This is a genomic window from Pedobacter sp. MR2016-24, assembly GCF_026239655.1.
Classification (GTDB): domain Bacteria; phylum Bacteroidota; class Bacteroidia; order Sphingobacteriales; family Sphingobacteriaceae; genus Pedobacter.
The window spans coordinates 759107-784244 of sequence record NZ_JAPIVO010000001.1 but is presented as its reverse complement, the minus strand read 5'-3'; the positions used below and the strand labels follow the sequence as shown (position 1 = coordinate 784244).

Annotated in this window: 27 protein-coding genes and 2 tRNA genes; 19 read left to right on the top strand and 10 right to left on the bottom strand. The window is 39.3% G+C overall.

The features are described from left to right. Window positions 1-21: 21 nt before the first annotated feature. Complete coding sequence (rpsT, locus tag OQX62_RS03610; RefSeq protein WP_265830032.1) at window positions 22-276, bottom strand: 30S ribosomal protein S20; 255 nt, start codon at window positions 274-276, stop codon at window positions 22-24. Window positions 277-1703: 1427 nt separating this feature from the next. On the opposite strand from rpsT, the gene OQX62_RS03605 reads away from it, so the two are divergent. From OQX62_RS03605 to rodA, 10 genes are all read left to right on the top strand, one after another. After that, the gene (locus OQX62_RS03605) at window positions 1704-2126 is read left to right on the top strand and encodes a hypothetical protein (protein ID WP_265830031.1); all 423 of its coding nucleotides are present in this window, start codon (window positions 1704-1706) and stop codon (window positions 2124-2126) included. Beyond that, the gene (locus OQX62_RS03600; protein ID WP_265830030.1) at window positions 2098-2460 is read left to right on the top strand and encodes a hypothetical protein; all 363 of its coding nucleotides are present in this window, start codon (window positions 2098-2100) and stop codon (window positions 2458-2460) included. Before OQX62_RS03605 ends, OQX62_RS03600 begins: the two co-directional genes overlap by 29 nt. A gap of 10 nt (window positions 2461-2470) precedes the next feature. Further along, entirely contained in the window at window positions 2471-2848 is a 378-nt protein-coding gene (locus OQX62_RS03595; protein WP_265830029.1) for a hypothetical protein, read from the top strand. 145 nt (window positions 2849-2993) lie between these two features. After that, complete coding sequence (gene purN / locus OQX62_RS03590) at window positions 2994-3572, top strand: phosphoribosylglycinamide formyltransferase (protein ID WP_265830028.1); 579 nt, start codon at window positions 2994-2996, stop codon at window positions 3570-3572. 72 nt (window positions 3573-3644) lie between these two features. After that, on the top strand, window positions 3645-5171 hold the full coding sequence (purH, locus tag OQX62_RS03585; RefSeq protein WP_265830027.1) for a bifunctional phosphoribosylaminoimidazolecarboxamide formyltransferase/IMP cyclohydrolase: 1527 nt from the start codon (window positions 3645-3647) through the stop codon (window positions 5169-5171). 87 nt (window positions 5172-5258) lie between these two features. Then, window positions 5259-6281, top strand: coding sequence for a rod shape-determining protein (locus OQX62_RS03580; RefSeq protein WP_265830026.1), 1023 nt, complete (start codon window positions 5259-5261; stop codon window positions 6279-6281). Between the two features lie 86 nt (window positions 6282-6367). Further along, a complete protein-coding gene (gene mreC / locus OQX62_RS03575) occupies window positions 6368-7207 on the top strand; it encodes a rod shape-determining protein MreC (RefSeq protein ID WP_265830025.1) in 840 nt (279 codons plus the stop codon). Further along, entirely contained in the window at window positions 7197-7712 is a 516-nt protein-coding gene (locus tag OQX62_RS03570) for a rod shape-determining protein MreD (protein WP_265830024.1), read from the top strand. Before mreC ends, OQX62_RS03570 begins: the two co-directional genes overlap by 11 nt. Further along, a complete protein-coding gene (gene mrdA / locus OQX62_RS03565) occupies window positions 7712-9637 on the top strand; it encodes a penicillin-binding protein 2 (RefSeq protein WP_265830023.1) in 1926 nt (641 codons plus the stop codon). The genes OQX62_RS03570 and mrdA overlap by 1 nt, the downstream gene beginning before the upstream one ends. After that, window positions 9634-10902 (top strand): rod shape-determining protein RodA, encoded by a 1269-nt coding sequence (rodA, locus tag OQX62_RS03560; RefSeq protein WP_265830022.1) that lies wholly within the window; start codon window positions 9634-9636, stop codon window positions 10900-10902. Before mrdA ends, rodA begins: the two co-directional genes overlap by 4 nt. On the opposite strand, the gene OQX62_RS03555 is transcribed toward rodA, so the two are convergent. Further along, on the bottom strand, window positions 10895-12019 hold the full coding sequence (locus OQX62_RS03555) for a hypothetical protein (RefSeq protein ID WP_265830021.1): 1125 nt from the start codon (window positions 12017-12019) through the stop codon (window positions 10895-10897). The genes rodA and OQX62_RS03555 overlap by 8 nt on opposite strands. 117 nt (window positions 12020-12136) lie before the next feature. On the opposite strand from OQX62_RS03555, the gene OQX62_RS03550 reads away from it, so the two are divergent. Beyond that, window positions 12137-12712: a thymidine kinase gene (locus OQX62_RS03550; protein WP_265830020.1), complete on the top strand. Its 576-nt coding sequence runs from the start codon at window positions 12137-12139 to the stop codon at window positions 12710-12712. On the opposite strand, the gene OQX62_RS03545 is transcribed toward OQX62_RS03550, so the two are convergent. Continuing rightward, window positions 12709-14235: an ArnT family glycosyltransferase gene (locus OQX62_RS03545; protein ID WP_265830019.1), complete on the bottom strand. Its 1527-nt coding sequence runs from the start codon at window positions 14233-14235 to the stop codon at window positions 12709-12711. The genes OQX62_RS03550 and OQX62_RS03545 overlap by 4 nt on opposite strands. A 146-nt stretch (window positions 14236-14381) precedes the next feature. Here OQX62_RS03545 and OQX62_RS03540 point away from each other — a divergent pair, with 146 nt between their 5' ends. After that, entirely contained in the window at window positions 14382-14861 is a 480-nt protein-coding gene (locus OQX62_RS03540) for a TlpA family protein disulfide reductase (protein ID WP_265830018.1), read from the top strand. 14 nt (window positions 14862-14875) lie between these two features. Here OQX62_RS03540 and OQX62_RS03535 read toward each other — a convergent pair whose 3' ends face one another. Further along, on the bottom strand, window positions 14876-15628 hold the full coding sequence (locus OQX62_RS03535; protein ID WP_265830017.1) for a hypothetical protein: 753 nt from the start codon (window positions 15626-15628) through the stop codon (window positions 14876-14878). Between the two features lie 416 nt (window positions 15629-16044). On the opposite strand from OQX62_RS03535, the gene OQX62_RS03530 reads away from it, so the two are divergent. Continuing rightward, window positions 16045-16311, top strand: a complete 267-nt coding sequence (locus OQX62_RS03530; protein ID WP_265830016.1) for a helix-turn-helix domain-containing protein — start codon at window positions 16045-16047, stop codon at window positions 16309-16311. A 48-nt stretch (window positions 16312-16359) separates the two neighbouring features. Here OQX62_RS03530 and OQX62_RS03525 read toward each other — a convergent pair whose 3' ends face one another. Together OQX62_RS03525 and OQX62_RS03520 are read right to left on the bottom strand one after the other, a co-directional pair. Beyond that, window positions 16360-17109, bottom strand: coding sequence for a hypothetical protein (locus tag OQX62_RS03525; RefSeq protein ID WP_265830015.1), 750 nt, complete (start codon window positions 17107-17109; stop codon window positions 16360-16362). Window positions 17110-17296: 187 nt separating this feature from the next. Beyond that, on the bottom strand, window positions 17297-18049 hold the full coding sequence (locus OQX62_RS03520) for a hypothetical protein (RefSeq protein ID WP_265830014.1): 753 nt from the start codon (window positions 18047-18049) through the stop codon (window positions 17297-17299). A 331-nt stretch (window positions 18050-18380) separates the two neighbouring features. On the opposite strand from OQX62_RS03520, the gene OQX62_RS03515 reads away from it, so the two are divergent. Continuing rightward, window positions 18381-18845, top strand: coding sequence for a VOC family protein (locus tag OQX62_RS03515; protein WP_265830013.1), 465 nt, complete (start codon window positions 18381-18383; stop codon window positions 18843-18845). A gap of 64 nt (window positions 18846-18909) precedes the next feature. On the opposite strand, the gene OQX62_RS03510 is transcribed toward OQX62_RS03515, so the two are convergent. After that, window positions 18910-18982: transfer RNA gene (locus OQX62_RS03510), tRNA-Phe, on the bottom strand. 241 nt (window positions 18983-19223) lie between these two features. On the opposite strand from OQX62_RS03510, the gene OQX62_RS03505 reads away from it, so the two are divergent. Next, window positions 19224-20180: a hypothetical protein gene (locus tag OQX62_RS03505; RefSeq protein WP_265830012.1), complete on the top strand. Its 957-nt coding sequence runs from the start codon at window positions 19224-19226 to the stop codon at window positions 20178-20180. 89 nt (window positions 20181-20269) lie between these two features. Here the strand turns inward: OQX62_RS03505 and OQX62_RS03500 are convergent. Beyond that, window positions 20270-20342 (bottom strand) — tRNA-Phe (locus OQX62_RS03500). Between the two features lie 206 nt (window positions 20343-20548). Here OQX62_RS03500 and OQX62_RS03495 point away from each other — a divergent pair. From OQX62_RS03495 to OQX62_RS03485, 3 genes are read left to right on the top strand one after another with little or no spacing between them, the layout of a single operon-like run. Continuing rightward, entirely contained in the window at window positions 20549-21844 is a 1296-nt protein-coding gene (locus tag OQX62_RS03495) for a 4Fe-4S dicluster domain-containing protein (protein WP_265830011.1), read from the top strand. A 25-nt stretch (window positions 21845-21869) separates the two neighbouring features. Further along, a complete protein-coding gene (locus OQX62_RS03490) occupies window positions 21870-22670 on the top strand; it encodes a (Fe-S)-binding protein (protein WP_265830010.1) in 801 nt (266 codons plus the stop codon). Further along, on the top strand, window positions 22660-23499 hold the full coding sequence (locus OQX62_RS03485; RefSeq protein ID WP_265830009.1) for an MBL fold metallo-hydrolase: 840 nt from the start codon (window positions 22660-22662) through the stop codon (window positions 23497-23499). The genes OQX62_RS03490 and OQX62_RS03485 overlap by 11 nt, the downstream gene beginning before the upstream one ends. On the opposite strand, the gene OQX62_RS03480 is transcribed toward OQX62_RS03485, so the two are convergent. After that, window positions 23423-23899 (bottom strand): hypothetical protein, encoded by a 477-nt coding sequence (locus OQX62_RS03480; RefSeq protein ID WP_265830008.1) that lies wholly within the window; start codon window positions 23897-23899, stop codon window positions 23423-23425. The genes OQX62_RS03485 and OQX62_RS03480 overlap by 77 nt on opposite strands. Window positions 23900-23949: 50 nt before the next feature. On the opposite strand from OQX62_RS03480, the gene OQX62_RS03475 reads away from it, so the two are divergent. Further along, window positions 23950-24429, top strand: coding sequence for an ABC transporter ATPase (locus tag OQX62_RS03475; RefSeq protein ID WP_265830007.1), 480 nt, complete (start codon window positions 23950-23952; stop codon window positions 24427-24429). A gap of 9 nt (window positions 24430-24438) precedes the next feature. Here the strand turns inward: OQX62_RS03475 and mtgA are convergent, their stop codons facing one another. Beyond that, window positions 24439-25128, bottom strand: coding sequence for a monofunctional biosynthetic peptidoglycan transglycosylase (gene mtgA / locus OQX62_RS03470; protein ID WP_265830006.1), 690 nt, complete (start codon window positions 25126-25128; stop codon window positions 24439-24441). Window positions 25129-25138: the final 10 nt, after the last annotated feature.

The window sequence follows — 25138 nt, the reverse complement described above, 5'->3', positions numbered from 1 at the left end:
TTCAATATTGTAAACTTAATTCTATTTTAAGCCATTAACAAATTTAGTTAATTTAGATTTGTTGTTTGCAGCTTTATTTTTGTGAATCACATTCTTTTTAGCCAAACGATCTAACATAGAGATTACTTTAGGCAATAACTCCTGACCAGCTGTTTTATCAACTGATGCACGTAATCTTTTGATAAAAGTACGTGTAGTTTTTGCTTGGTATCTGTTACGTAAACGTTTAGTAGCGTTTGCTCTAATTCTTTTTAAAGACGATTTATGATTTGCCATTTTTTAGTATAATAATATTATAAGGTAAAAGCCAATGTAATCTTCCACAGGGCCTTCAATTTTTTCTGTTTTCGGACTGCAAATATAGAATTAATGTTTTTAATATGCAAAACGTTATTATAAATAATTTTAATATTCTTAAATATTGATTCACACACCTTTATAAGGAGGCTGTATAGATAAAGAACAGAGAGATTACCAGATACAGCAGGATTGATACGTGTTCACATCTGCGCCTGGTTTAGAGAGTAACCTGCTCATGTGCAGGTCGGGTATAGTATATATAGGAAGCACCGGCGAAAAAGTATGGAAGCATGGTAAAAGCAGGTTTTTCCGCAAAAACGTGCTTTTACCGTGCTTCCACTCTGCTTCCAACGTGCATGCATCCCGACTAAAAAGTGTACTATTATCGATCGAAATCCAATTTATTCCAGAGTGAGATATGATCCAGTATGACAGCATCACAGAACTGAACAATTCCCTATCAACGTAAAATTAATACACCAGCCCAATTAAGAGTGCAGCCCGGATTCAATGAGGTAGATGAGTATACTAACAAGACTTGCACGGTATTTCCCCTTTTTCTCAGCAGGAAAATCTGCTCTTCATATTCATTATTGTTCAATTATTAAAGGAAGACCAAATTTGCATTTGATAATTAATATAACAAGTGGCTATTTACAAGCTAGTCTGACCTGCTTTAAAGGTACATTTTTCTACTGCTTCCTGCCCTATTCCAGCGGGTTTCTATAGGGTTGCTATACCCAAAAGGCTAGAAAAGGGCTCTGAACCCCATATAAACCCTGTTTTTAAGCCCAAACCATGTAAATCTAAACTAGGTTCAATTAAGGTAAAACTAGCCTCAAGCTATCATAAAACCATTATTTTGTCAATATTCAAGCAAATAGTAATTCTTAAACAGGTAAACAGCATTTGAAAAATATGGCATCTGGTAAACTGGTATAAAATTGAATCTGAAACCTGAGCTATTTTTTTGGCAGATATGCAGCTGCTCCCAAGATCTACCGGAATAGCTGAATGCAGCGGGTTTTTTGTGTTCTAATAAAAATCTAAATTTAATTTGAATACATTTTTTATTTACAATAAAGACAACTACATTAGCATATGGAAAAATTAAATGTAAAATAAAAAATACGCAATCCTGATTTATAATTAAGAATTGCTTTAAAGCCTCGCAACGAAATCTGATAAATTTACTCAGCGAGCGTAAGTAGAGCATCCTAAACCCTATATTTGTTATAGGGCTGGTGCTCCTTATGTCTTTGTTGAGGCCCTTTCGAAAGATTGGGTGGCTTTATCAGAGCCGCGTTACAATAGACTGAGGGAGTTACCAGCCCTATACCATTTCCGGGCGGCACCTCCCTCATAGAGGCTTATTTAAATTGTAAAAATTAAATAAGACCAATATGAAAACATCAACCAATCACCATGTAGTTCACATGCCTTTAGAATTCCTGATCGCCTGTACCATTTACAAACTGGATCCAAGGGAAGTGCTCCAAATCTTTATTAACCATTCCACGGCGTATGATTCCATTACCGATGGCTATAGCGAGGGGTTTTCTGAAGCCTCCAAAACTATCAGCCTTTATGTAGTGTCTTTGCGCCGGACCGCAAACGGCAGCCACGCCTACCACACCTGTCTGGAAAGCACCGCCCCTAATTTTAAAAGTATTTACGACCTGGCCAACCGGCAAACAGGCTATACAAAAGCAAAACGGAAAAAATCACTGTCTTACATCAACGAATTGTACGCTACGATGGAACGCGTGTACACTACCTCTGACACCTTTTATCTGGATGAAAACACAACACTGCAGTTTCACTAAGGATTTCACCGTACTGTGTGAACTGCATAACTGTTATCCGACAGAATTACTGCAGAATTTTATGAGCAGGATTTCCCTTGCCGAGATGGAAGCTAAAACAGGACTCTCCATTAAAAATGAAAACTTCACCATGCACTTCTTTATGAAAATTGTAAGAGGTTTTGGACTGGCAGATGATGAAACTCCGGATCTGAATGAGGATGAAATTGTTTTTTTATTGCGGACAGAACAACTAAGGGTTCAGCTGTATACCGTCCGCAGTGAACAAAAAAGGATAGCACTATTCAAAGAGCTATACCATAAAAGGTATCTGCAAATCATCAATCAAAATTAAATTAACGACCATGGAAACCACCATCAAACTTAACGTGCCGGAGGATCTGATGAACCTCTGCACGATTTACAATATCAGGCCGCAAAAAGTAATGGACTGTTTTGCAAAGAGTGTCTCTTCTCCAACGTATTATACAGACGTGAATGGCAAAAACCGGTGGGCGACACTATTCTTTCTTCAATTGCTGGATGCGAAGGAAGACGAAACTGAAACAGACATAGCGCTGGAAGAGCACTACCTGGATTGTTTCAACGATACACTTGCCAAATACCTGAAAGAATATGACGATGATGGGGAAAAGGCAAGAGAAGCAGGCAGAAATGTAATCAGGCAATGGCAAAAAGCGGTTATAGCTGACCGGGCAAAGTATATTTTCGATCAACTTTAAAGATGTTATTTTGGATTGATGAACGCAAACCCGTTTCTTTATCTCCCATGACGATATCCCCTTACTGAGTAATATTTACTTAAAAAGACTTTCATTGAAACACTAAAATGCTATTTTTGACTCATTCGCTTGAAAAACTGACGAAATGAAGAAACGCATAGCCATATTTGCCTCAGGTTCGGGTTCCAATGCCCAGAAAATAATGGAACTGTTTAAACGCAGTACCGAAGTAGAAATAGCACTGGTACTGACCAACAATCCGGATGCTTATGTGTTGCAGCGTGCAGATAATTTTGAAATCCCCTCGCATATATTCGACAGGAAAGAATTTTATGAAACGGACCATATTATTGAACTGTTAAGGAACCTTGATGTGGATCTGATTGTACTTGCGGGCTTTTTATGGCTGATACCTAAAAACCTGGTAGAAAATTATCCGGGCCGCATCATCAATATACATCCGGCTATCCTGCCGAAATTTGGTGGCAAAGGTATGTATGGCGACAATGTACATAAAGCTGTTTTGGCAGCTGGTGAAACTGAAGGGGGAATCACAATTCATTACGTAAACGAGAATTATGATGAGGGGGAATACATTTACCAGGCAAAATACCGCATCGATAAAAGCGATAACCTGGAAATGATAAAATTCAAAGGCCAACAACTTGAACATCAGCATTATCCAAGAATAGTGGAAAGCATTTTGAAAAAGATAAAAAAATAAGAACTTTTATTCCTGACTATCTAAATTTATTCGTGTAAAAATCATAATTTTGCGGCTCAAAAATAACACCCGATGAGTCAGCAAATAAAGATCAAAAACGCTTTAATTTCAGTTTATTACAAAGATGGTTTAGAACCACTGGTACGCCTGCTTTCTGAGCAAGGAGTGCAATTGTTCTCTACCGGCGGTACAGAACAATTCATTAAAGACCTGAATTTACCTGTTACTGCAGTTGAAGACCTTACAGGTTATCCATCTATTTTAGGCGGAAGGGTTAAAACTTTACACCCGAAAGTTTTTGGTGGTATCTTAAACCGCAGAAACCTGAATGAAGATAAAGCACAGATCGCAGAATACGAAATTCCTGAAATCGACCTGGTTATTGTAGATCTTTACCCTTTTGAAGAAACACTTAAAGCCGGTGGCTCTGAAGAAGAAATCATTGAAAAAATTGATATCGGCGGTATCTCTCTGATCAGGGCGGCGGCGAAAAACTTTAATGACGTAGTGATCCTTGCATCTAAGGATGATTACAGCACTTTACAACAGCAACTGGAAGAACAAAACGGCGAGACCACTATCGCTCAGCGTAAAGCTTATGCTAAAAAAGCATTCCACACTTCTTCTCATTACGATACAGCAATCTTTAATTACTTTAATACTGAAGAACCTCTTTCCGTATTTAAACAAAGTGTAAACACGGCTAAAACATTACGTTACGGAGAAAACCCGCATCAGCAGGGTGTTTTTTATGGAGATCTTGACACCATGTTCACCAAACTGAATGGTAAAGAGCTTTCTTATAATAACCTGGTAGATGTAGATGCTGCGGTAAGCCTGATCGACGAATTCGAAGAGCCTACTTTTGCGATCTTAAAACATACGAACGCTTGTGGTCTGGCTTCAAGATCAACGATTGCACAGGCATGGGATGATGCTCTGGCTTGTGATCCTGTTTCTGCTTTTGGTGGTGTATTAATCGCAAATGGCGAAATTGATCTGGTAACAGCTACTGAGATAAACAAATTGTTTTTTGAAGTATTGATTGCCCCATCTTACCAGCCTGAAGCTGTTGAATTATTCAAGACTAAAAAGAACAGGGTAATTCTACAGCGCAATGCAGTTGAATTAGGTAAAAAACAATTCAAAACTTTGCTGAACGGTGTAATTGAGCAGGATAAAGATTTGATTATCGAAGGTCCGGATCAAATGGTAACAGTAACTGAAAAAACACCAACTGAGGCAGAATTAAAGGATTTATTCTTTGCTAATAAATTGGTGAAACATACCAAGTCCAACACAATTATTTTTGTAAAGGATAATACATTGATCGCAAGCGGAGTTGGCCAGACTTCAAGAGTAGATGCTTTGAAGCAGGCAATTGTTAAAGCAAACGAATTCGGCTTCAGCCTGATTGGTGCTGTAATGGCTTCCGATGCTTTCTTCCCTTTCCCGGACTGTGTTGAAATCGCTGCTGAAGCAGGGATTACAGCTGTTTTACAACCAGGTGGTTCTATTAAGGATGCAGATTCAGTAAACATGGCAAATGCGAAAGGAATTGCAATGGTGACTACAGGTATCAGACACTTTAAGCACTAATTTATTTGTCTGCGAATACAATAAAAAGATGTAGTTTTACATTAATATAGTATACAGAATTTTTAATATATAATTTATCACCTATAAATGGGTTTATTTAACTGGTTCACACAAGAGGTTGCTATTGATTTAGGAACCGCCAACACCCTGATTATACATAATGATAAAGTGGTTGTCGATGAGCCCTCAATCGTAGCGTTTGACAGACAAACCAATAAAATTATAGCAATAGGTCGTCAGGCCATGCAAATGGAAGGTAAAACGCACGATAATATCCGTACGGTAAGACCTTTGAAAGATGGCGTAATCGCAGATTTTAATGCTGCAGAAGCCATGATTAAAGGAATGATCCGCATGCTGAATGGTGGCAAAGGCTGGATGTTTCCTTCTTTAAGAATGGTAATCTGTATCCCTTCGGGAATTACTGAGGTTGAAAAACGTGCAGTAAGGGACTCTGCAGAAATTGCAGGTGCTAAAGAAGTATATCTTATTCACGAGCCAATGGCTGCTGCGGTAGGTATTGGAATTGATGTGGAAGAGCCGATGGGTAACATGATTATCGACATAGGTGGTGGTACTACGGAGATTGCTGTAATTGCACTTTCTGGTATAGTGTGCGACCAGTCTATCCGCGTTGCGGGAGATAATTTTGACTCTGATATTGTCAATTACATCCGTCGCCAGCACAATATTATGATTGGTGACCGTACTGCGGAGAAGATCAAAATTGAAGTGGGTGCTGCTTTACCTGAATTGACAGATCCGCCTGCAGATTTTGCTGTTCAGGGTAGAGATCTGATGACAGGTGTACCTAAGCAAATCACCGTATCATACACTGAAATTGCACATTGTCTGGATAAATCAATTTCTAAAATTGAAGAAGCAATTCTTAAGGCGTTAGAGATTACGCCTCCGGAGCTGTCGGCTGATATTTACCAGACAGGAATTTACCTGACAGGTGGCGGAGCTTTACTTCGTGGATTGGATAAACGTGTTGCGGCGAAAACAAAACTTCCCGTACATGTTGCGGAAGACCCGCTTCGTGCTGTTGTACGCGGTACTGGTATTGCACTTAAAAACATCGGTGGCTTTAAGTTCCTGATGCAATAAAAATTAAAATATAGCAATAAGCATACAAAATGTGAGTCGGCCATAAACCGCACTCGCATTTTGCATTTCAAACAACATAGAGAAATATGCGTAACCTTTGGATTTTCATAAACAGATACAACGCATTTTTCCTGTTTGTTATTTTCTTTACAATTGGGGTAGTACTCACTGTTAAAAACAATGCATATCAGCGTAGTATCACCGTAAACTCCACCAATGAGGTGGTAGGCCGTGCCTACGAAAACCTGAATGTTTTTAAAAGGTATATGAACCTTGGCGTAGTAAACGATAGCCTCGCGCTGGAAAACGCTAAGCTCAATACTCAATTACTGGCTTTAAAAAATATTGATACCGCCAGATTGATAAAAGTTACTGATACGGTTAACAAGGTACAGTATACTTACCTGGCTGCCAGGGTAATCAAGAACTCTATTACTCTGAGAAACAATGTGATCACGATCAACAAGGGGTCCGCGGACGGTATAGAAAGTGGGATGCCCGTTATCTCTGCAGGCAAAGGAGTAGTAGGCACTATCCGTGATGTTTCTGAACATCTTGCTACGATAGAATCGTTACTGAACAAAGACACGAAAATCAGTGTGAGCATCAAATCTACAAAAGCATTGGGCTCCCTGGTATGGGGCGACCGGAATTCGGATTACAGAAAGGCCTATATCAAGGATATTCCAAATCATTTTAAAGTAAAGCTGAAAGATACCATCATTACCTCTGGATTTGCGTCCTTCCCTCCTGGCATTCCGGTTGGGGTGATCAGTAACAGGGGAATAGCAACGGGAGACAACTTTCTGACCATTGAGATCAATCTTTTCAACGATTTCAGTACCTTACAGTATGTGTACGTGATCAAAGACAAATATGCACAGGAACAAAAAGCACTAGAATCAAAATTACCGAATGAACAGTAGAATTATTTTAATCAATATTGTAAGGTGGTTCCTCCTGATCTCTATACAGGTGCTGTTTTTAAGGAACATGAGCTTTTATAACCTCGCCACACCTTTTACTTATATCCTGTTCCTGCTGCTGCTTCCTTTTAGTACACCGAACATCCTGGTGTATCTGATTGCATTTGGTACGGGCATCACACTGGATGCTTTTTATGATACGATCGGAGTGCATACCGCAGCCTGTGTAACACTCGTTTTTGTACGGATCCTGTTTATTTCCGTAACGGTGAGTCGTGATAATTTCGATGAACCCGAACCTTCACTGGGCAACATGGGTTTCAGGTGGTTTTCATTATATGCCCTTTTGTGCACCTTCGCACACCATATTGTACTTTTCTTTTTAGAAGCTTTTAAATTAACAGAACTCTCTTATACCTTGCTAAGGTGCCTGCTTAGCGGTATCTTTACATTGTTTACTGTTCTACTGGTAGAATTTATCTTCTATAATAGGAAAATGCGCTAATGGATAATCTTTTTAATCGGAAATACATCATTCAGGGTTTATTTATAGTAGTTGCACTTATTCTTATAGGTCAGCTTTTTTATATACAGGTGGCGAGCGACCGCTATTTCTTATCTGCAAATAGTAATGTACTTCGAAAAAAATACACCTTTCCTGCAAGGGGGGTAATTTTGGACAGAAACAACAGAGTGCTGGTACAGAATGAACCTGTATACGATCTGATGGTTACGCCCAATCTTGTTAAACCATTCGATACACTGGAGCTTTGCAGGATTATCGGGATTGATATGAAAGGCTTTTATAAACGTTTTAATAAAGCGAGGAATCAGTCGCGCTATCAGCGTACCGTTTTTGAAAAACAGCTATCAGTGCAAACCTATGCTGCTTTACAGGAAAGACTATCACGTTTTATCGGTTTTGAAACACAAAACAGAACGGTGAGGCATTATCCGGATAGTGTAGCAGGTCAGTTTTTTGGTTATGTTAAGGAAGTTACAGAAAAAGATATAGAAGACAGTCAGGGATATTACCGCCCCGGTGATTATATTGGGAAAGCTGGTATAGAGCGCGAGTATAATGAGGCATTACGGGGTGAGCGTGGGGTGGAGAATACCATTTACAACGCTAAAAACGTGCCGCAGGGCAGCTATCTGGAAGGTAAGTTCGACACGCTGGCTATTTCCGGTGAAGCACTGGTTTCTTCACTCGATATAGAGATGCAGAAACTGGGAGAACAGTTGCTGAAAAATAAAGTGGGCAGTATTGTCGCTATTGAGCCCTCCACAGGAGAAGTACTTGCTTTTGTCAGCAGTCCGACTTACGACCCGAACTTAATGGTGGGCAGGCAGCAGGGAAATAATTACATGGATATTTTCCGCTCTCCAAACCGTCCGCTTACGGTGAGGCCGATGTCTGGTTATTATTCTCCGGGCTCCTCTTTTAAACCGGTAGACGATCTGATTGCTTTGCAGGAAGGGGTGATTGATCCCAATACTACCTTTAACTGCCCGGGCGTTTATTGGGCAGGTAATCATCCGGTGAAATGCGAACACGTTGACGGACCTATTTCTATGCGAAGAGGTCTGGCCAGATCTTGTAATACCTATGCCTGTTATGTTTTCCAGAAACTGATGACGCAGGGTAAGTTCAAAAGTAAAACTGCTGCTTATGATTCATGGGAAGCCAAGGTAAGAAAGTTTGGTATTGGCTCTACACTGGGACTGGATATGCCTTTTGAACGTAAAGGAAGATTATTTACTTCAGCAGAATATACAAAGAGGTTCGGTAAATACTGGGGATATACCACTGTGATTTCACTCGCCATTGGACAGGGTGAGATGAGCGCCACTCCACTACAGATGGCCAATATCATGGCTATCATTGCGAACAGAGGTTATTATATTAAACCTCATTTAATCAAAGGAATAGGCGATAAAAAAGAGGTCAAAAAAGAATACCTGGTTAAAAACTCGGTAGATATAGATGCAGCGCATTTTGAACCTGTCATCGATGGGATGCAGGATGCAGTAAATTCACCTCATGGTACAGCCAGAGAATCGGCTATTCCAAATATTCTCTTCTGCGGAAAGACGGGAACTGTGCAAAATCCTCATGGAAAAAATCACTCCGTATTTATCGGGTTTGCACCACGTGATAATCCGAAAATTGCCATCGCTGTAATTGTAGAAAATGCCGGATTCGGGAGTTCATATGCTGCACCGATAGCCAGTTACCTTACGGAGAAATATCTGACAGGCAAGCTTTCGGGTAACAGACCAGAACGTGCAGAGTGGATGAAAAAACAGGTGGTGTTGCCAGAGGAGCCAAAACCTAAGGTGAAATTACTTCCGAAACCAATAGATAGTACAAGTAAAGGAAATCCGGCACCGACAACAGCCACTAAACCAATTCAAGTTACAAAATGAGTACACAACAAGGCAGCCGGTTTTTCTTTAATGTAGATTGGATAACGATTTTATTGTATGTGGCGCTATGTGCAATTGGCTTTATTAATATTTATGCTTCAATTTATAATCCGGAAACCTCTGATATTTTTAATTTCAGCAGCAATTACGGCAAGCAGCTGATTTATATTATTACGGGTTTATTGCTGGGATTTTCCATTCTCTTGCTCGATGCCAAGTTTTTTAGTGTCTTCTCCCCGATTGTTTATGGAATAACCATGTTGTTACTGATGGCCGTACTGGTATTTGGCCGCAATGTGGGCGGGAATCAGGCCTGGATTTCTCTTCCCGGAGGATTCAGACTGCAACCTTCGGAAATGGCCAAATTTGGTACTGCTTTGCTGGTAGCCCGTTACATAGGTAATTTCAATCCTAAGTTCCGCGATATTAAATCTATATTTTTTGCGGCGCTGATTATTGGTTTTCCTTTGCTGCTGATCATGCTCCAGCCGGATACAGGTTCGGCACTGGTATTTCTTGCATTTATGTTCCCGCTTTACAGGGAAGGATTGTCTGGCTATTTTCTGCTGATTTTCCTGGGAATGATTGTATTGTTTATAGCAGACTTCCTCGTTCCGATACAGGTACTGATTCCAATAATTTTAGTGGCAGGCGGAATATTTGTCTACCAGAACAGAAGAAAGCAAAAAAGGCTCTTCTCCATTATTATTACCACGATCGTGGCTATTGCTTATCTGTTTATGGTGAAACTTGCCTATGAAAAGGTACTGGAACCACATCAGCGAATACGCATTGAAATTATGCTGGGATTGAAGACGGATCCCAGAGGTGCCGGATATAATGTTAATCAGTCTAAAATTGCCATAGGATCAGGTCAGCTAACCGGAAGGGGATTCCTGGAGGGCACGCAGACAAAATACGGCTATGTACCTGAACAGAGTACTGACTTTATCTTTTCCACTATCGGCGAAGAATGGGGATTCATGGGCTGTACAGTAGTGATAGGTATCTATACATTTTTACTGCTCAGAATCATCAACCTTGCAGAAAGGCAACGGTCTTCTTTTTCGAGGGTTTACGGCTACTGTGTGGCCAGTATTATCTTTTTCCACGTCTTTATTAACATTGGAATGACTATTGGGATTATTCCGGTAATCGGGATCCCCCTCCCCTTTATCAGTTACGGGGGATCATCCTTATGGAGTTTTACGGTGCTGCTGTTTATCTTTCTAAAATTAGATTCAAACAGGATGGGATTTATTTAGCCGGAAAACGCTGATGTAGTAACTCATAAAACTGATCTGCCGTCTCCTGTTTTGCCGCCCAGTTATTTTTCACTGCATAGTTATTCTGCAGAAAAGCATCGGCAGTCCTGAAGTCAGGCATTTTATTTAAAAGGTCGATCGCCTCGGCATAGGCCAGATTATATCCATTAAATAAGTCTTTGATATATCTCATCTTATCATTTAGATTGATAGCGTGTTTAAGATCAGTTATCGGCGCTCTGCCAGCTCCGTTTTGTGCAGTACGAGTGTTATTGCCTGCAAGAATATCATTCAGTGTAGGCTTTCCCGCAGGCTTATCCTCGCTCTGTCGTTCAACAACGGGAGGAACAACTGGTGATGAAGGGGTGAATAGCTGCTGCTGTACCACAGGCTCCGGTTCAGGAATCTCTACAGACTCAGGCATTGAAACTGCCGGAGCTGTAAATGTTGATGCTGAACCAGGTTCAGGCGTAATTATAGTTTCCTGTACTGGCTCAGGCAGTATCTCCTCCTCTGCTGTTATTTGAGGTTCAGGTTCTTCTACCAGTTCCGGCTCTATTTCTTCAACGCTGTCTGCAACGAGAAAGGGCTCGGGTCCGATTTCATCTTCTTCCGGAGCAGGACTTTGCAATTCAAATTCTTCTTTCTCTTTCAGCTTCTGCTTGCGTGCAATAATTTCTTCCTCTTCTTTACTTAGCGGACGGTCGAATATTTCATCGACAGATTTCTCTTCAAATTCAAATTTATCGGTATCACTACCTTCACTCAGGATAAATTCGAAAGTGGAAGGTTCCTGATCAATCCGGAAAATATCCTGATCGTGAACAGGTTTAACAGGCAATGTTTCTTCCTGTACAGCTGTTGAAATAATATCCAGAGGCGGAACAACAGTTTCTTCATTGATTTCCGTATGCTCAGGTAAAATCTTTCTTGCAGTTTTGGTATTGATCTTTTTGATGATCTGAACATGATCGGACAAAAAATCAGCATTGGCCAGGAAAAGTTCCAGTTCCAGCTCATTAAGCTCTTGAGGATTTTGAGCTAAGTATTGATACTGTTCACCTAATTCATTGAGTATCTGTCCTATTTTTTTGAATATGTCCTCCTGGTTCATCATAACTTAATAACGTAATAATTGCCGTTTTGTGTTGTTTATTTGCTACTCAAAAGTAGTATAAAAATCTCATACATAATTTCGATATTTGCCGGACAGCCCCCCTCAACAAACCAAAGCATGTTATTTAGCGAACAAAACTACAGAAGAGGAGAATATGGCGGCAGCATAGAAGTGATTTGCGGCTCCATGTTTTCAGGAAAAACAGAAGAACTCATCAGAAGATTAAAGCGTGCAGAAATTGCTAAGCTAAAAGTGGAAATCTTTAAACCGGCAACGGATATCCGCTATGATGAAACAGCTGTAGTATCTCATAATTACAATTCCATTCCCTCTACCCCTGTGAACAGTTCTGCTGAAATTTTACTGCTGAGTGCAGATACGCAGGTAATCGGAATTGATGAGGCACAATTTTTTGATGGAGGTTTACCGGAAGTATGTAATGAAATTGCAAACAGAGGAATAAGGGTAATTGTAGCCGGACTGGATATGGATTTTACTGGTCAGCCTTTTGGTCCCGTACCTGCATTAATGGCCATAGCAGAACTGGTAACTAAAGTGAATGCCGTTTGCGTAAGATGTGGTTGCCCGGCTATGTATTCCTACCGTAAGGTGGCGAGCGATGCTAAGATTCTGCTTGGCGAAAAAGAAAGCTATGAACCCCGCTGCAGATTTTGTTTTCACGTGAAAGATTAATTTGTGTGGTGGGGAATGATAAAATAAATCGCACCGTCCTTAAAGTCATATTTTTTAGTAACAGTAGCATGTGCGCTGATCTGGGATAAAGTAATCAGTTCCCTGTCATCTACATGATGAAACCAGATAAGATACTGCCCGTTATCATTAAAAAAGTCCTGAATATCCGCCTTATCGATCTGATGAGGAATAGAAGACGCCTGTAAGCCTCCGTTAAAATAGGCAGCTTCATGTGCATTGGAATAAATACTGTAATGCTTATTCAATGCGCCGGGATGAGATTTTAAGAATTTTGCTAAGTGCGACTGCTGCCAGCTCAAATCGGTATAACCTGGAATACCATAGGTGCTATCTTCCTTATATTCTTTATAGAGCTGTTCCAGCTGAACCAGTTCAAAGCAAACGACGATCAGGCTTAAAAAAACAACTGCTGTAGTTTTGGTCTTTCCTTTCAAACGAGCCATATATCCGGGTAGCCAATAAGTCAGGATTACCATTAAAGGAATGATGAGTGGCGAAAGTAACCTGTTATTGATCTGCTCGAAATGCGAAAGCGTAGAAATCCCAATGATAAAAACGGTGTATACCACAAAAAATGCCCTGAAAGTATTTGGTACTGTAGCATATTTCTTATTTATCACTGCACTTCGTAAAAACAGAATTACCATAGTGAAGCATATGGTAACCACTATTACTGTACAAAAGGTTAAATGTTGAGCTGGAATGGAGAGCCACGAACTGACCACATTTGTATAGAAATTGATATTCGCAAAAAGTGAAGTAATGCCGGATTCTCGCGGTCCCGTCATTAAGCCCGTAATCAGACTATTTCGTAATAAATTCGCCGCCAGAAACGCACTCGACACAAAAGTGAATAAAATAAAATGCAATACTTTCTTCCTGAATTTCAGTGAGGGATCAAAAAAAAGTAACATCATTCCAGTGGCAATGACTGTGATTCCGGCATAACGGGTAACAGCAGCCAGTCCTGCAATAGCGGCGCAGCACAGCAGCCATGGGAGAGAACGGTTACCCTGATAGTTGTGAAAGGCAATCATGAAAAACAGGGTGAAAACAATAAACAATGTTTCGGACCATAACATCGTATAGATATCCATCAATGCAGGACTCAACACCAGGCAAAACAATAACATATATTTATATATAGATGTCCTGATATCAGCTAAATCAATAAGATATCCGGTCAGAAAAATACATAATGCGAATATGATCCCGTTCAGATAGGGTGCTAATACAACCGGATCTGCCCTGGTCAGAAAACTGCTTACACTCAGAAAAAAAGGAAATAAAACCGGAAAATCTACTAAAGGCTGTAAATTATAATCTACAAACGAACCGTTTGCCACCATATTTCTGGCTACACTTAAGTATACAATTGAATCTGGCGAGATACCAATTCCACTATTCCTGGTAAAAAGAAGGATGATGAAAAAACCGAAAACAGCAAAAATACAATTGCCAGATTTTTTAAAAGATAACAGATGTGATATACTGGTTTTCATTAGTGCTTTAAATCTGCTAAAGATACTTATATCTGTTAACGTACAGTTTTAAAAATGAATACCTCATTTTTAAAACTGTAATTCACCTGACACAAAAGTGTTATAAAACCCGATATTTGCAACTATACACCTGATGTAAAAATCTTATGAAACTAATACTCGCCTGCTTAACTGTACTCTTTATCTCTTTTTCCGCCTCCGCTCAGCATCCAGGTGATGCAATGCCAAATGCCATATTTTATAATGTTGACAATTCTCAGTTTTCAACTTATAGTATTCCATCAGGAAAGCAATCCATGATTATATTTTTTGATGCGACCTGTGGGCACTGTCAGAAAGTAGTAGCTCAGATCAGCAAAAGAACCAAAGAGCTAAGCAAGGTCAATATTTACCTGGTTTCACAGGATGAATACCGTTCCATTGATTATTTCATGACCAACTTTGGAAAGCCGCTCATCGGACAAAAGAATGTTAAAGTTGTGCAGGATCGCGATCATGTATTTATAATGGCATTCCGTCCAAAACAATATCCTGCGGTATACCTCTATGGTCCGGATAAGAAGCTTAAATTCACTTCCAGCAGTGATAAGGATGTGAACAAGTTTTTTAAGTTGATCAATCCCTGATCTGGTAAGTCTTTTTAATTAATCATTACACGTAAAGCGTTGTACCACTCCAGATAGAACCTGCGGTAAGCTTTTACCCTATATTTGAATTCAATTTCATCTTCCAGTCTTTCATCCAGATCCAGCAATTGCAGACCATATTTCACATAAATCTGTTCCTGGGGTAGTCTTCTGTTGCTGGTATGATTATCTTTTATCAGCAACAACAAGATAAATGCCGTACCCGGATTAACCTTAATAATCGTATATAAGTTCAGTGCCCGGTCTTCTGCCAATGAAATGATGTCGATAAAATATTGCAATACCTGCTTGATACTGACACCATTCACTCTGCATAACATATGGAAATTAAAAGGGATATTCAGGTAGCAATTTCCATTTATCTCTACCTGATCATGATAAGGGGCTTCAGCAAAAAAGGCTTCTTCCCATTCCCTCATTACCGCTTCACTTTTATTACACTTTATTTGTCGGGAAAGATGGTCAGCCCTGCTCAGTTCTTTTAACATGTTTATGTATTTGAAAGAGCTTTCGCTCATGAGCTGAGCAGACACCGAGGGGGCTTTTCCATTCACTTCCTCTTTACAATCCAAAATAACTTGTGTTGCCCATTGAGCAGCAGCATCTATCTCACCGCCAGTAAAAACATAAAAAGATGCCGCATTAATAAAGCTTTGCAGCACCTCTTCATACCGTAAGTTATTAATGGTGCAGGCTATCCTGAACTCTTCAGCATAGTTAAGCGTTAATTCTTTATTTAACTCCATTCTTTTCTTATTGAGGGTAAAAAATGCTGCTAATCTTTTTCATATAAGATTACGCGTTTATGATGTACAGAGATGAAAAATCAGAAATAAAATCATAAAAACAATATAAATAATTGATTTTCATTCGATTACAATTAATCCCCCATTGCTCATTCGAAATTAACAATTAAATATCATTTACACATATATGTGTATTATATTTCATTTAAAATAAGTGGGAATATTAATCGGATCATCTAATACCATCCTTAACAACTGATATTTAAAGCCTTAGGTACAGAAAAATAATTGAGCTCTAAAAATATATCTGAAGCCCAGTCTAATAATGAATATATTAGCTTAATTATGCTAATTAAAAGTTTAATTACATATATATATGTAAAATATATCTCAGAATATAAATTACTTAGCTTCAAATGGAAGAGAAAGCAAAACTTGATCTTATTGAGCAGCACGTAATAGACTTTGTCAGAAAATTAAGAACTGATAAACAATTGCGGCAGGAAGATATTGCTTATATTATTGGTGTAAAGGCATCCTTCATTGGGAATGTGGAAAACCTGGGTAATCCTGCGAAATATAACTTAAAGCACATTAATATATTTGCTGACCATTTTGGCATATCACCAAAAGATTTTTTGCCTGCAAACTCATTGACACCGATCAAGAAAAAAAAGGCTTAGGTTTTTGTATTTGTATTCCAGAGGAGACCTTTCAATCTCCTCTTCTATTCATTCTATATTTTTTTGTAAAGTATTGTACCATTCTGCATAAAAAGCTCTATAAACTCTTATTCTTGTAACCAGTTCCCTTTCCCGCATCAGCCGTTTATCCAATTCTTCCAGCCGACTGGAAAAATGTCTGGAAATATCAGTGTTATGATTATAAACATCATCATAAGCTTTTCCGATCAACATCATCTGCATTAAGACCATACAGCTTTCACTTTTAACAAACCCCTGCAGATTAATGGCCCTGTCTATAGGCAATGAGATCTTATCAATGAAATACTGTAAAACCCGTATACTGTCCAGTCCATTTACTTTACAAAGCAGATTGAAATCGAATGATAACATCAATGCCTCTTCATTGTCAGTCTCAATTGATGTTTCGTAATTTACCATCGGCAACATCTCCATCGCCCATTCTTCCATCAGGTAAATGCTTTCCTGCATCTTTTCAACCAGATTCAAATGTGGATTTGCACTCAGCTTGATCAGCAGTCCGATATTCTTTAAAAAAATCTTTTGAATCTTTTTTTCCTTTACCGGCACTATATCTCTACCTGTCTCATCCATGCATTCCAGCATAATATTGGTAGCTAACAAAGATGAAGCATCCATTTCTCCGCCATTGAAAGCATAAAAAGAGACCTTGTTAATAAAGTACTGAAGTACTTCTTGCTGATTCAGATTGTTAATTCTGCAGGCGACCCTGAAATCTTCAGGATAACTTAGCCTTAATTGTTTTTTTGAGTCCATATGTAAATTGTTTTAATAAATTTCCTACAGGCTCCTCAAATCAATTTAATAAAACGCATATCATGTTATAAATATAAAATATAAATATATTTATCGTAAGAATAATACCAGAAATCGCGGAATTAAAAGCCAGACAATATTGATAAATCGGGTTCACTATAGTAATGGCTAACAGAAAAAACAGGGATCAATCTAAATTATTTAACGCATTATACCACTCCTGATAGAAAGAACGATAGGAATCTATCCTATTTTTCAAATTTTGCTCTTCTCTTTGCTTCTTATCCAGTTTTAAGAGTTTTAGTCCATATTTTTTATAAATTTCCTGATGAGGCATGATTCTATGTTTCACCTCATTGTTACCAATCAGGATGAGTAATAAAACGGCCATTCCCGGATTAATTTCAACCATATCATTCAGATTTACAGCCCGCTCGTTGGCAAGCGATATACTATCAATAAAACACTGAAGCAATTGCTCCAGGATTACACCATTCATTTTACAAAGCAGGTTGAATTCGAAACTTAAGTAAAGGATTTGCCCTTCACCTGTATAAAGTTCTGTGATATAGCTGGTCAGGGGCAACATTTCTTGAGACCATTGCTCAATCAGGTCATCACTATGGAGCATCTTCTCTTCGGCAGTAAACTCATCTCCCAGACTCAATGCAGTTAACTTCTTGATATACTTCAGTGAAATACGCCGGATGTCATTGTCATTTTCTCTCGCAACTTCCCCCTCAAACAGGTCTTTACAATCAATACATACTTTAGTTGCCCATTGGTGTACCGGTCCCATTTCACCGCCAATAAAGGTGTAAAATGAAACATGATCGATAAAATATTGAATCAATTCTTCATGTTTCAGATTATTGATCTTACAGGCTATCCTGAAATCCTCCGTATAATTCAGTTTCATTTCTTCTCTTAAGTCTATCATTTTTTTGTAAAACCTGCCCGCAAATGCATTAAACCCATTTTCATTAAAATTTTAACCTGTAACTAATCATTAAAAAAACGGGATTTAACAGGTGTTGTTTTAGCCAATGAAAAATAACAGTTTTGCAGATAACCACAAAGCTATTAGGCATTTATTTTCATTGTTTAAATATGTTTGTCATTGGTCATAACGCTTGCATCAGCTTTTATGGATCTGTTTTGCAAGCTGATGCAGTTTTCGATAATATAATGGTTGTTACTGGTCGTCCGGCTATCCTGATCTTTTCTTGTTTGTGAAAAGAAGGTCTTATATTTAAATTATAAAAGAGACTATGAAAACTTTAAACCTGATATTTCTCGCCTGCCTGCTATTGTTTTGTAAAACTAAAGTAGTGGCACAAACGACACCAGACAATGAAAGCGCAGTACTGAATCACATTGCTGTTTATGTGACAGATCTTGACAAAAGCGAACATTTTTACCATTCATTGCTGAACCTTATTAAAATTGAAGAACCATTTAAAGATGGAAAGCACGTTTGGTTTACTTTAGGTAAGGCAGGCCAGATGCACCTTATTAAGGGTGAAAGCCGTAAGGTAGAACATGACAAGAATGAGCATTTGTGTTTTAGTGTCGCTTCAATTCCCCATTTCATAGTAAAACTGGATCAGCAAAAAATAAACTATTCAGACTGGCCAGGAAAGCCTCAATCTGTTACAGTAAGAGTGGACGGGGTGAAACAGCTCTATTTTCAGGATCCTGATGGACATTGGATTGAGGTAAACGATGCGAAGTAGATTAGATTTTTTCGAAATGCCTTTTAAACAAAAAAGCTTCAGATTTCTCTGAAGCTTTTTGCAGTGGTGTGGGCCGGGATCGAACCGGCGACACAAGGATTTTCAATCCTTTGCTCTACCGACTGAGCTACCGCACCATCTTATTTATACATGTTTGATCATGTTCCCCTCGGTTGGGATTGCAAAGGTAACTTCTTTTTATTCATCTCCAAATATTATTTGAAAATAATTTAAAATAAGGCGTAAGCTACTATATGCTGATTCAGTATCCTCTTCAGATTGAAAATGACAAATCACTAAAGACCATCGATTTACAACTATAATCATTTTTTTTACACCAACTTTTTTCAGCTTTGATTGTTATAATAAAAATTTTACATGAATTCTAAAATTAACTATCTCCTTGCTGCACTGCTTTTAACAACTATCGTAGCCTGTACGCAAAGCCCTTCCGACAAAACAAAGGCTAACCTAAAAAATATTTCAGAGGTCGCTGCTGATGGTAAAGAAACTAAAACCAGATTTACAGAAGGGGTTATTTCGATCAGCATCACTACTCCGGGCAGCACTCTGGGTGAACTCTTTCAACAGATTGATCCGGCAAAAGGTAATATATCAGAACAGATGAAGCAGATGAGTGAAAAACTGTCTGCAAAAGACAAGGCGGTGATAGAGGCGCAAACTAAAAAAAACGGGGTATTAAACATGGCTTTTCTGATGTTGCCTATAAAATCAGTACTATACGTTAAGGGGAATGAAGCTACTGCAAAATTTGATGCACTCACATATCATGGTGAAAATCATGTGGATAATGATAAGAAGACAGGTATGATCTATGCAAAGTCGCAAAACAGTGCAAATGACATTACGGTACGGTTTAGTGGCGACAGCTTTACAAAACTGAATTCCAATGAGCTGGACATTAAAAATTATAGTGTAGTGAGGACGGCTGAAACAGATAAGGTATCTGGTTATCTGTGTACAAAATCAGTCTACACCCTAAAGAAACCAGTTACAGTGCCAAAATCTGAGGTCGCTTTATCTGGCACAAGCGGAACTGTTTACAAAATCGATGTATGGACTTCTGCCGAAATGCCGCAGTCATTGAATTTTCTGCACCCCTTATATGTGGAAGAAAAAGCAGGGATCATGAAATTACTGATCCAGTATGAAAAGGATTCTGATTTCAAAGTACTGTATGCGTTCAGTAATGTAGATAGCAGGCCGGTAACTGAAACGGAAATGGCCATTAAACAGAATAAAACTATTTATGATTTTGGAAAGAATCCGATGCAGGTGGGTATGAAAATGCTGGGTATTATTTTTGGAATGTAAGCAGGCACATGTCAATATCGAATTTATAATCAAATTAATCCAAAACAAAAAGCGGTTACAAGTTTGCTTGTAACCGCTTTTTGTTAAAGTGGTGTGGGCCGGGATCGAACCGGCGACACAAGGATTTTCAATCCTTTGCTCTACCGACTGAGCTACCGCACCATCTTATTTATACATGTTTGATCATGTTCCCCTCGGTTGGGGTTGCAAAGATAGTTTCTTTTTCGAATTACAAAACTGTTTTTGGAAAAAAGTTTAGCGCGACAAAATCTATTTATAAAAGCTCTAAATATTAAAATTTATGCATGCATAGCAATTTCTTTGTTCTAATTATTTAACTTAGCATGAAGTAAAAGATTAACCAGATAATGATTTCACAAATTCTATTCATAGCAATCACTATAGCTGCAATTGCGCTGTTTAGCTTCAACCTGAAGAAGGTTATCCGCAATATTAAATTAGGCCGGCCCGCAGACAGATCAGATCAGCCAGCAAAACGATTAATGACCATGGTTAAAGTTGCTCTTGGACAGACCAAAATGGTTGTACGTCCCATACCTGCGGCATTACACTTTGTTGTTTATATAGGTTTTGTGATCATCAATATTGAGGTATTAGAGATCATGATTGATGGGATATTTGGTACACACCGTATATTCGGAGGATTGGGAAGTGTATATAATTTCCTGATTGGTTCCTTTGAATTCCTGGCCATGGGTGTATGGCTGGCCTGTGCAGTCTTCCTGATCAGGAGAAATATATTGAAGATAAAGCGGTTTACCGCAAGAGAACTGACCATCTGGCCGAAATCTGACGCCAATTATATCCTCATCACAGAAATACTACTGATGTCGGCTTTTTTATTCATGAATGCTGCCGATGCTAAACTACAGTTACTGGGGGCACATCACTATGTGAATGCCGGTTCCTTCCCTGTAAGTCAATACCTGCATCATTTATTACCTGATACAGAAAGCGGGCTTATTTTAGTGGAGAGAGGCTGCTGGTGGTTTCACATCATTGGTATTTTTGCCTTCCTGAATTATTTGCCCTACTCTAAGCACTTTCATATTCTTTTCGCATTTCCCAACACTTATTTTTCCAATCTGGAGCCAAAAGGCGAATTCACCAACATGCAGAGTGTGACCAATGAAGTGAAAGCGATGCTTGATCCTTCATTTACACCTCCGGAGGCTGAAGTGGGACGTTTTGGCGCTAAGGATGTGAATGATCTGAGTTGGGTAAACCTGATGAATGCTTATACCTGCACGGAATGCGGGCGATGCACTGCAGTATGCCCGGCTAACCTGACAGGCAAACTGCTTTCTCCACGTAAGATCATGATGGATACACGTGACAGAATGGAGGAAGTAGGTAAAAATATCGATAAACATGGAACTGATTTCAGTGATGGCAAATCATTGATTGATGATTATATCCTGAGAGAGGAAATATGGGCATGTACAAGTTGTAATGCATGTACTGAAGCCTGCCCTATCAATATAGACCCACTGGCTATTATTACAGAAGTAAGACGCTATGCTGTAATGGAAGAATCCCAGGCGCCATCAAGTATCAGTGCAATGCTGGGAAATATTGAAAATAACGGTGCCCCATGGAAATATTCTCCGTCTGACCGTTTTAACTGGGCTAAAGAAGATTAATTTAAATTTATTACTCCAAAGCATAATGAGCGGGAAATTAAATATAGAAGTGCCTACAATGGCAGAAATGATTGCAAGAGGTGAAGAACCTGAAATCTTATTCTGGGTAGGCTGTGCGGGGAGCTATGATGAACGCGCGCAAAAAACAACACGTGATATCTGTAAAATCCTTCACCATGTAGGTATAAAATATGCAGTACTGGGCACGGAAGAAAGCTGTACTGGCGATCCTGCCAAACGTGCGGGAAATGAATTTCTGTTCCAGATGCAGGCAATGACGAATATAGAGGTGCTGAATGGTTACAATGTCAAAAAAATTGTAACCGGCTGTCCGCATTGTTTCAATACCATCAAAAACGAATATCCCGGCCTGGGTGGAACCTATGAGGTTATTCACCATACACAACTGATACAGGACCTGATTAATGAAGGTAAGCTGAAAGCTGAAGGCGGGGAAAGTTTCAAAGGCAAAAAGATCACCTATCATGATCCTTGTTATTTAGGACGTGCGAATGGTATATACGAAGCACCCAGAAAAGCGTTAGAAGTCTTGGATGCACAACTGGTAGAGATGAAACGTTGCAAGTCCAACGGCCTGTGTTGTGGTGCGGGTGGTGCGCAGATGTTTAAAGAACCGGAAAAAGGAAATAAGGACATCAACATTGAAAGAATTGAAGAAGCATTGGAAACTCATCCTAATATTATTGCAGCAGGTTGCCCTTTCTGCATGACGATGTTAAGCGATGGCGTTAAAATGAAAGATCAGAATCAAAATGTCCAGGTATTGGATATTGCAGAAATTACAGCAAGAGCAAATGGATTGTAATCCTCTTTTTATTACTTCGTTAAATTCAGGTAGTAACGGAAATTGTTACTATGTGGGAAATGCGCGGGAAGCGGTGCTGATAGATGCCGGTATTTCTTGTAAAGAGACTGAAATACGGATGCTCAGACTAGGCCTTTCTATGTCTAAGGTGAAAGCTATATTTATTTCGCATGAACATGGAGACCATATCCGCGGCCTAACGGTATTGTCCAAAAAATACCAGATTCCGGTATATATTACTCCCGGCACACTGAATAACAGCAAACTGAATTTACCAGCACAGCTGGTTCGTAGTTTTTATAGTCAGGAAACCGTGCAGATCGGATCATTACATATTACCTGTTTTCCAAAAATACATGATGCAGCGGAGCCGCACAGCTTTATGGTGTCATGTGGTCCGGTAAAAGTTGGTGTATTTACTGATTTGGGAGCCGTATGTGAACAACTGACACATCATTTCCAGCAATGTGACGCAGCCTTCCTGGAGGCAAACTACGATGAAAATCTACTACACAATGGCAGTTATCCGTATTATCTTAAGAGAAGGATAAGTGGTGGTATGGGGCACTTAAGTAACAGGCAGGCTTTGGAATTATTTACCAATTTCCGTCATATTAACCTTAGTCACCTCCTCCTTTCCCATCTGTCAAAAGACAATAATAAACCTGATCTGGTGCTGAGTTTATTCAATGAACATGCTCAAGGAACTGAAATCATTGTGGCCTCAAGGGATATGGAAACTCCGGTATTTACTATCGGCGTAAAGCCAGGCTCATCCGCTGAAAGCGCTGTGCAAACTCATTCAGGTCTTCAGGTTCAATGCTTTTAAGGGGAATTGACATATAAGTAGCCATACTGTCAATATCTCCGCCCCTGCTGTCGTTGTAAGTCTGCACGATGACATCATCACCTTTTGTACGCAGGTATAAAATCCCATTTTGCGAATTGCCGAGGTAATCCATATGCTTGAATTTGATCAGATTAAAGGAGAAGTATTCTACCTTCCCATTTTGCAGAAAGCGTTTATAGCGGCAGAAACCTGTCTTCGTTACATTCAGTTCATACTTTTTGACCTGTGGTGTTCCCGATATAGCATTACAATGCGCGGAGAGTTGCTGCTGCACGTAACCTGCATCCTCTTCTAAAGGATCAGGGAATGAAAAAGAAAGAAAACCTATACATAACATGCCGTATGCACCTATTTTCAAGCAAAATGTAAACTTTTTCATTGGATCGGATATTTAAAGAGGTCAATTTAAATAAAATGTTAAATTTGTGTATGAGTTTTTCTCCACAATCTAAAGTTTGGATCTACCAAAGTGACCGCGAGTTCAGTACTGACGAGCAGCAGGCTATTCAGCTACAACTGAATGACTTTACTTCTCAATGGAAGGCACATGGCCACCAGCTGCAGGCAAAAGCAGAAATTTTATATAATTATTTCATCGTCTTTATTGTTGATGAAGCCTCTGCAGGCACTACAGGCTGCTCTATTGATGCGTCAGTACGGGTTATTAAAGGCATTGAGCAGGAATACAGTGTAGATCTGTTTAATCGTTTTAACATGGCCTATAAAGTTGATGACAAAGTAGTGGTATTGAATAAGGAAGATTTTGAAACGCTGATCAGTATTAAAAAGATTACCCGTGATTCTATTGTATTCAATAATTTGGTACAGACACTGGAGGATTTTGAGAACAAATGGGAAGTTCCTCTTAGGGACAGCTGGCACAACAAAGTTTTTGCAGATCTGCTTTAGTCGATCTGGCTAAAATTTTAAAGGCCCCAATCTGCGGATATTGTTCATAATCAGGTATTGCCGGTGTTTGATAAACCGCGTTGGATGCAATGGCGTCCAGCGAATGGGATTAGGAAAACATGCTACGATCAGGGATGCCTGGGAACGGTTCAGGTTTTTACAGGATTTTTGATAATAACTTTGTGATGCCGCTTCTGCTCCATAAATTCCATCCCCCATTTCAATCACATTGAGGTACACTTCCAGAATTCGTTCTTTACCCCACAACAGTTCAATCAGTAAAGTGAAATAAGCTTCAAAGCCTTTACGCAGCCATGACCGACCGGGCCATAAGAATACGTTTTTTGCTGTCTGCTGAGAGATTGTACTTCCACCTCTGACGGTACTCCCCTGTTTATTGGCACTATAGGCTCTGCCGATGGCCTTGATATCAAAACCGGCATGGTGTACAAACAGCTGATCTTCACCAGCTATTGCAGCTCTTTTTATATTGTCAGACATATCTTCCAGGTCCACCCAATCCTTCTCTGTCTTAAAGGTCTTACCATCCGATTTACGCTCTATATTACGCATGATCATCAGCATGGTGATCGGCGGATTGATAAAACGATAGGCCAATACCCAAAGTACGCTCACTGAAACAAACCACACAGCAATTCTGGTTATCCACGCTATAACCTTACTTTTATTTTTAGACATTGGCCAAAGT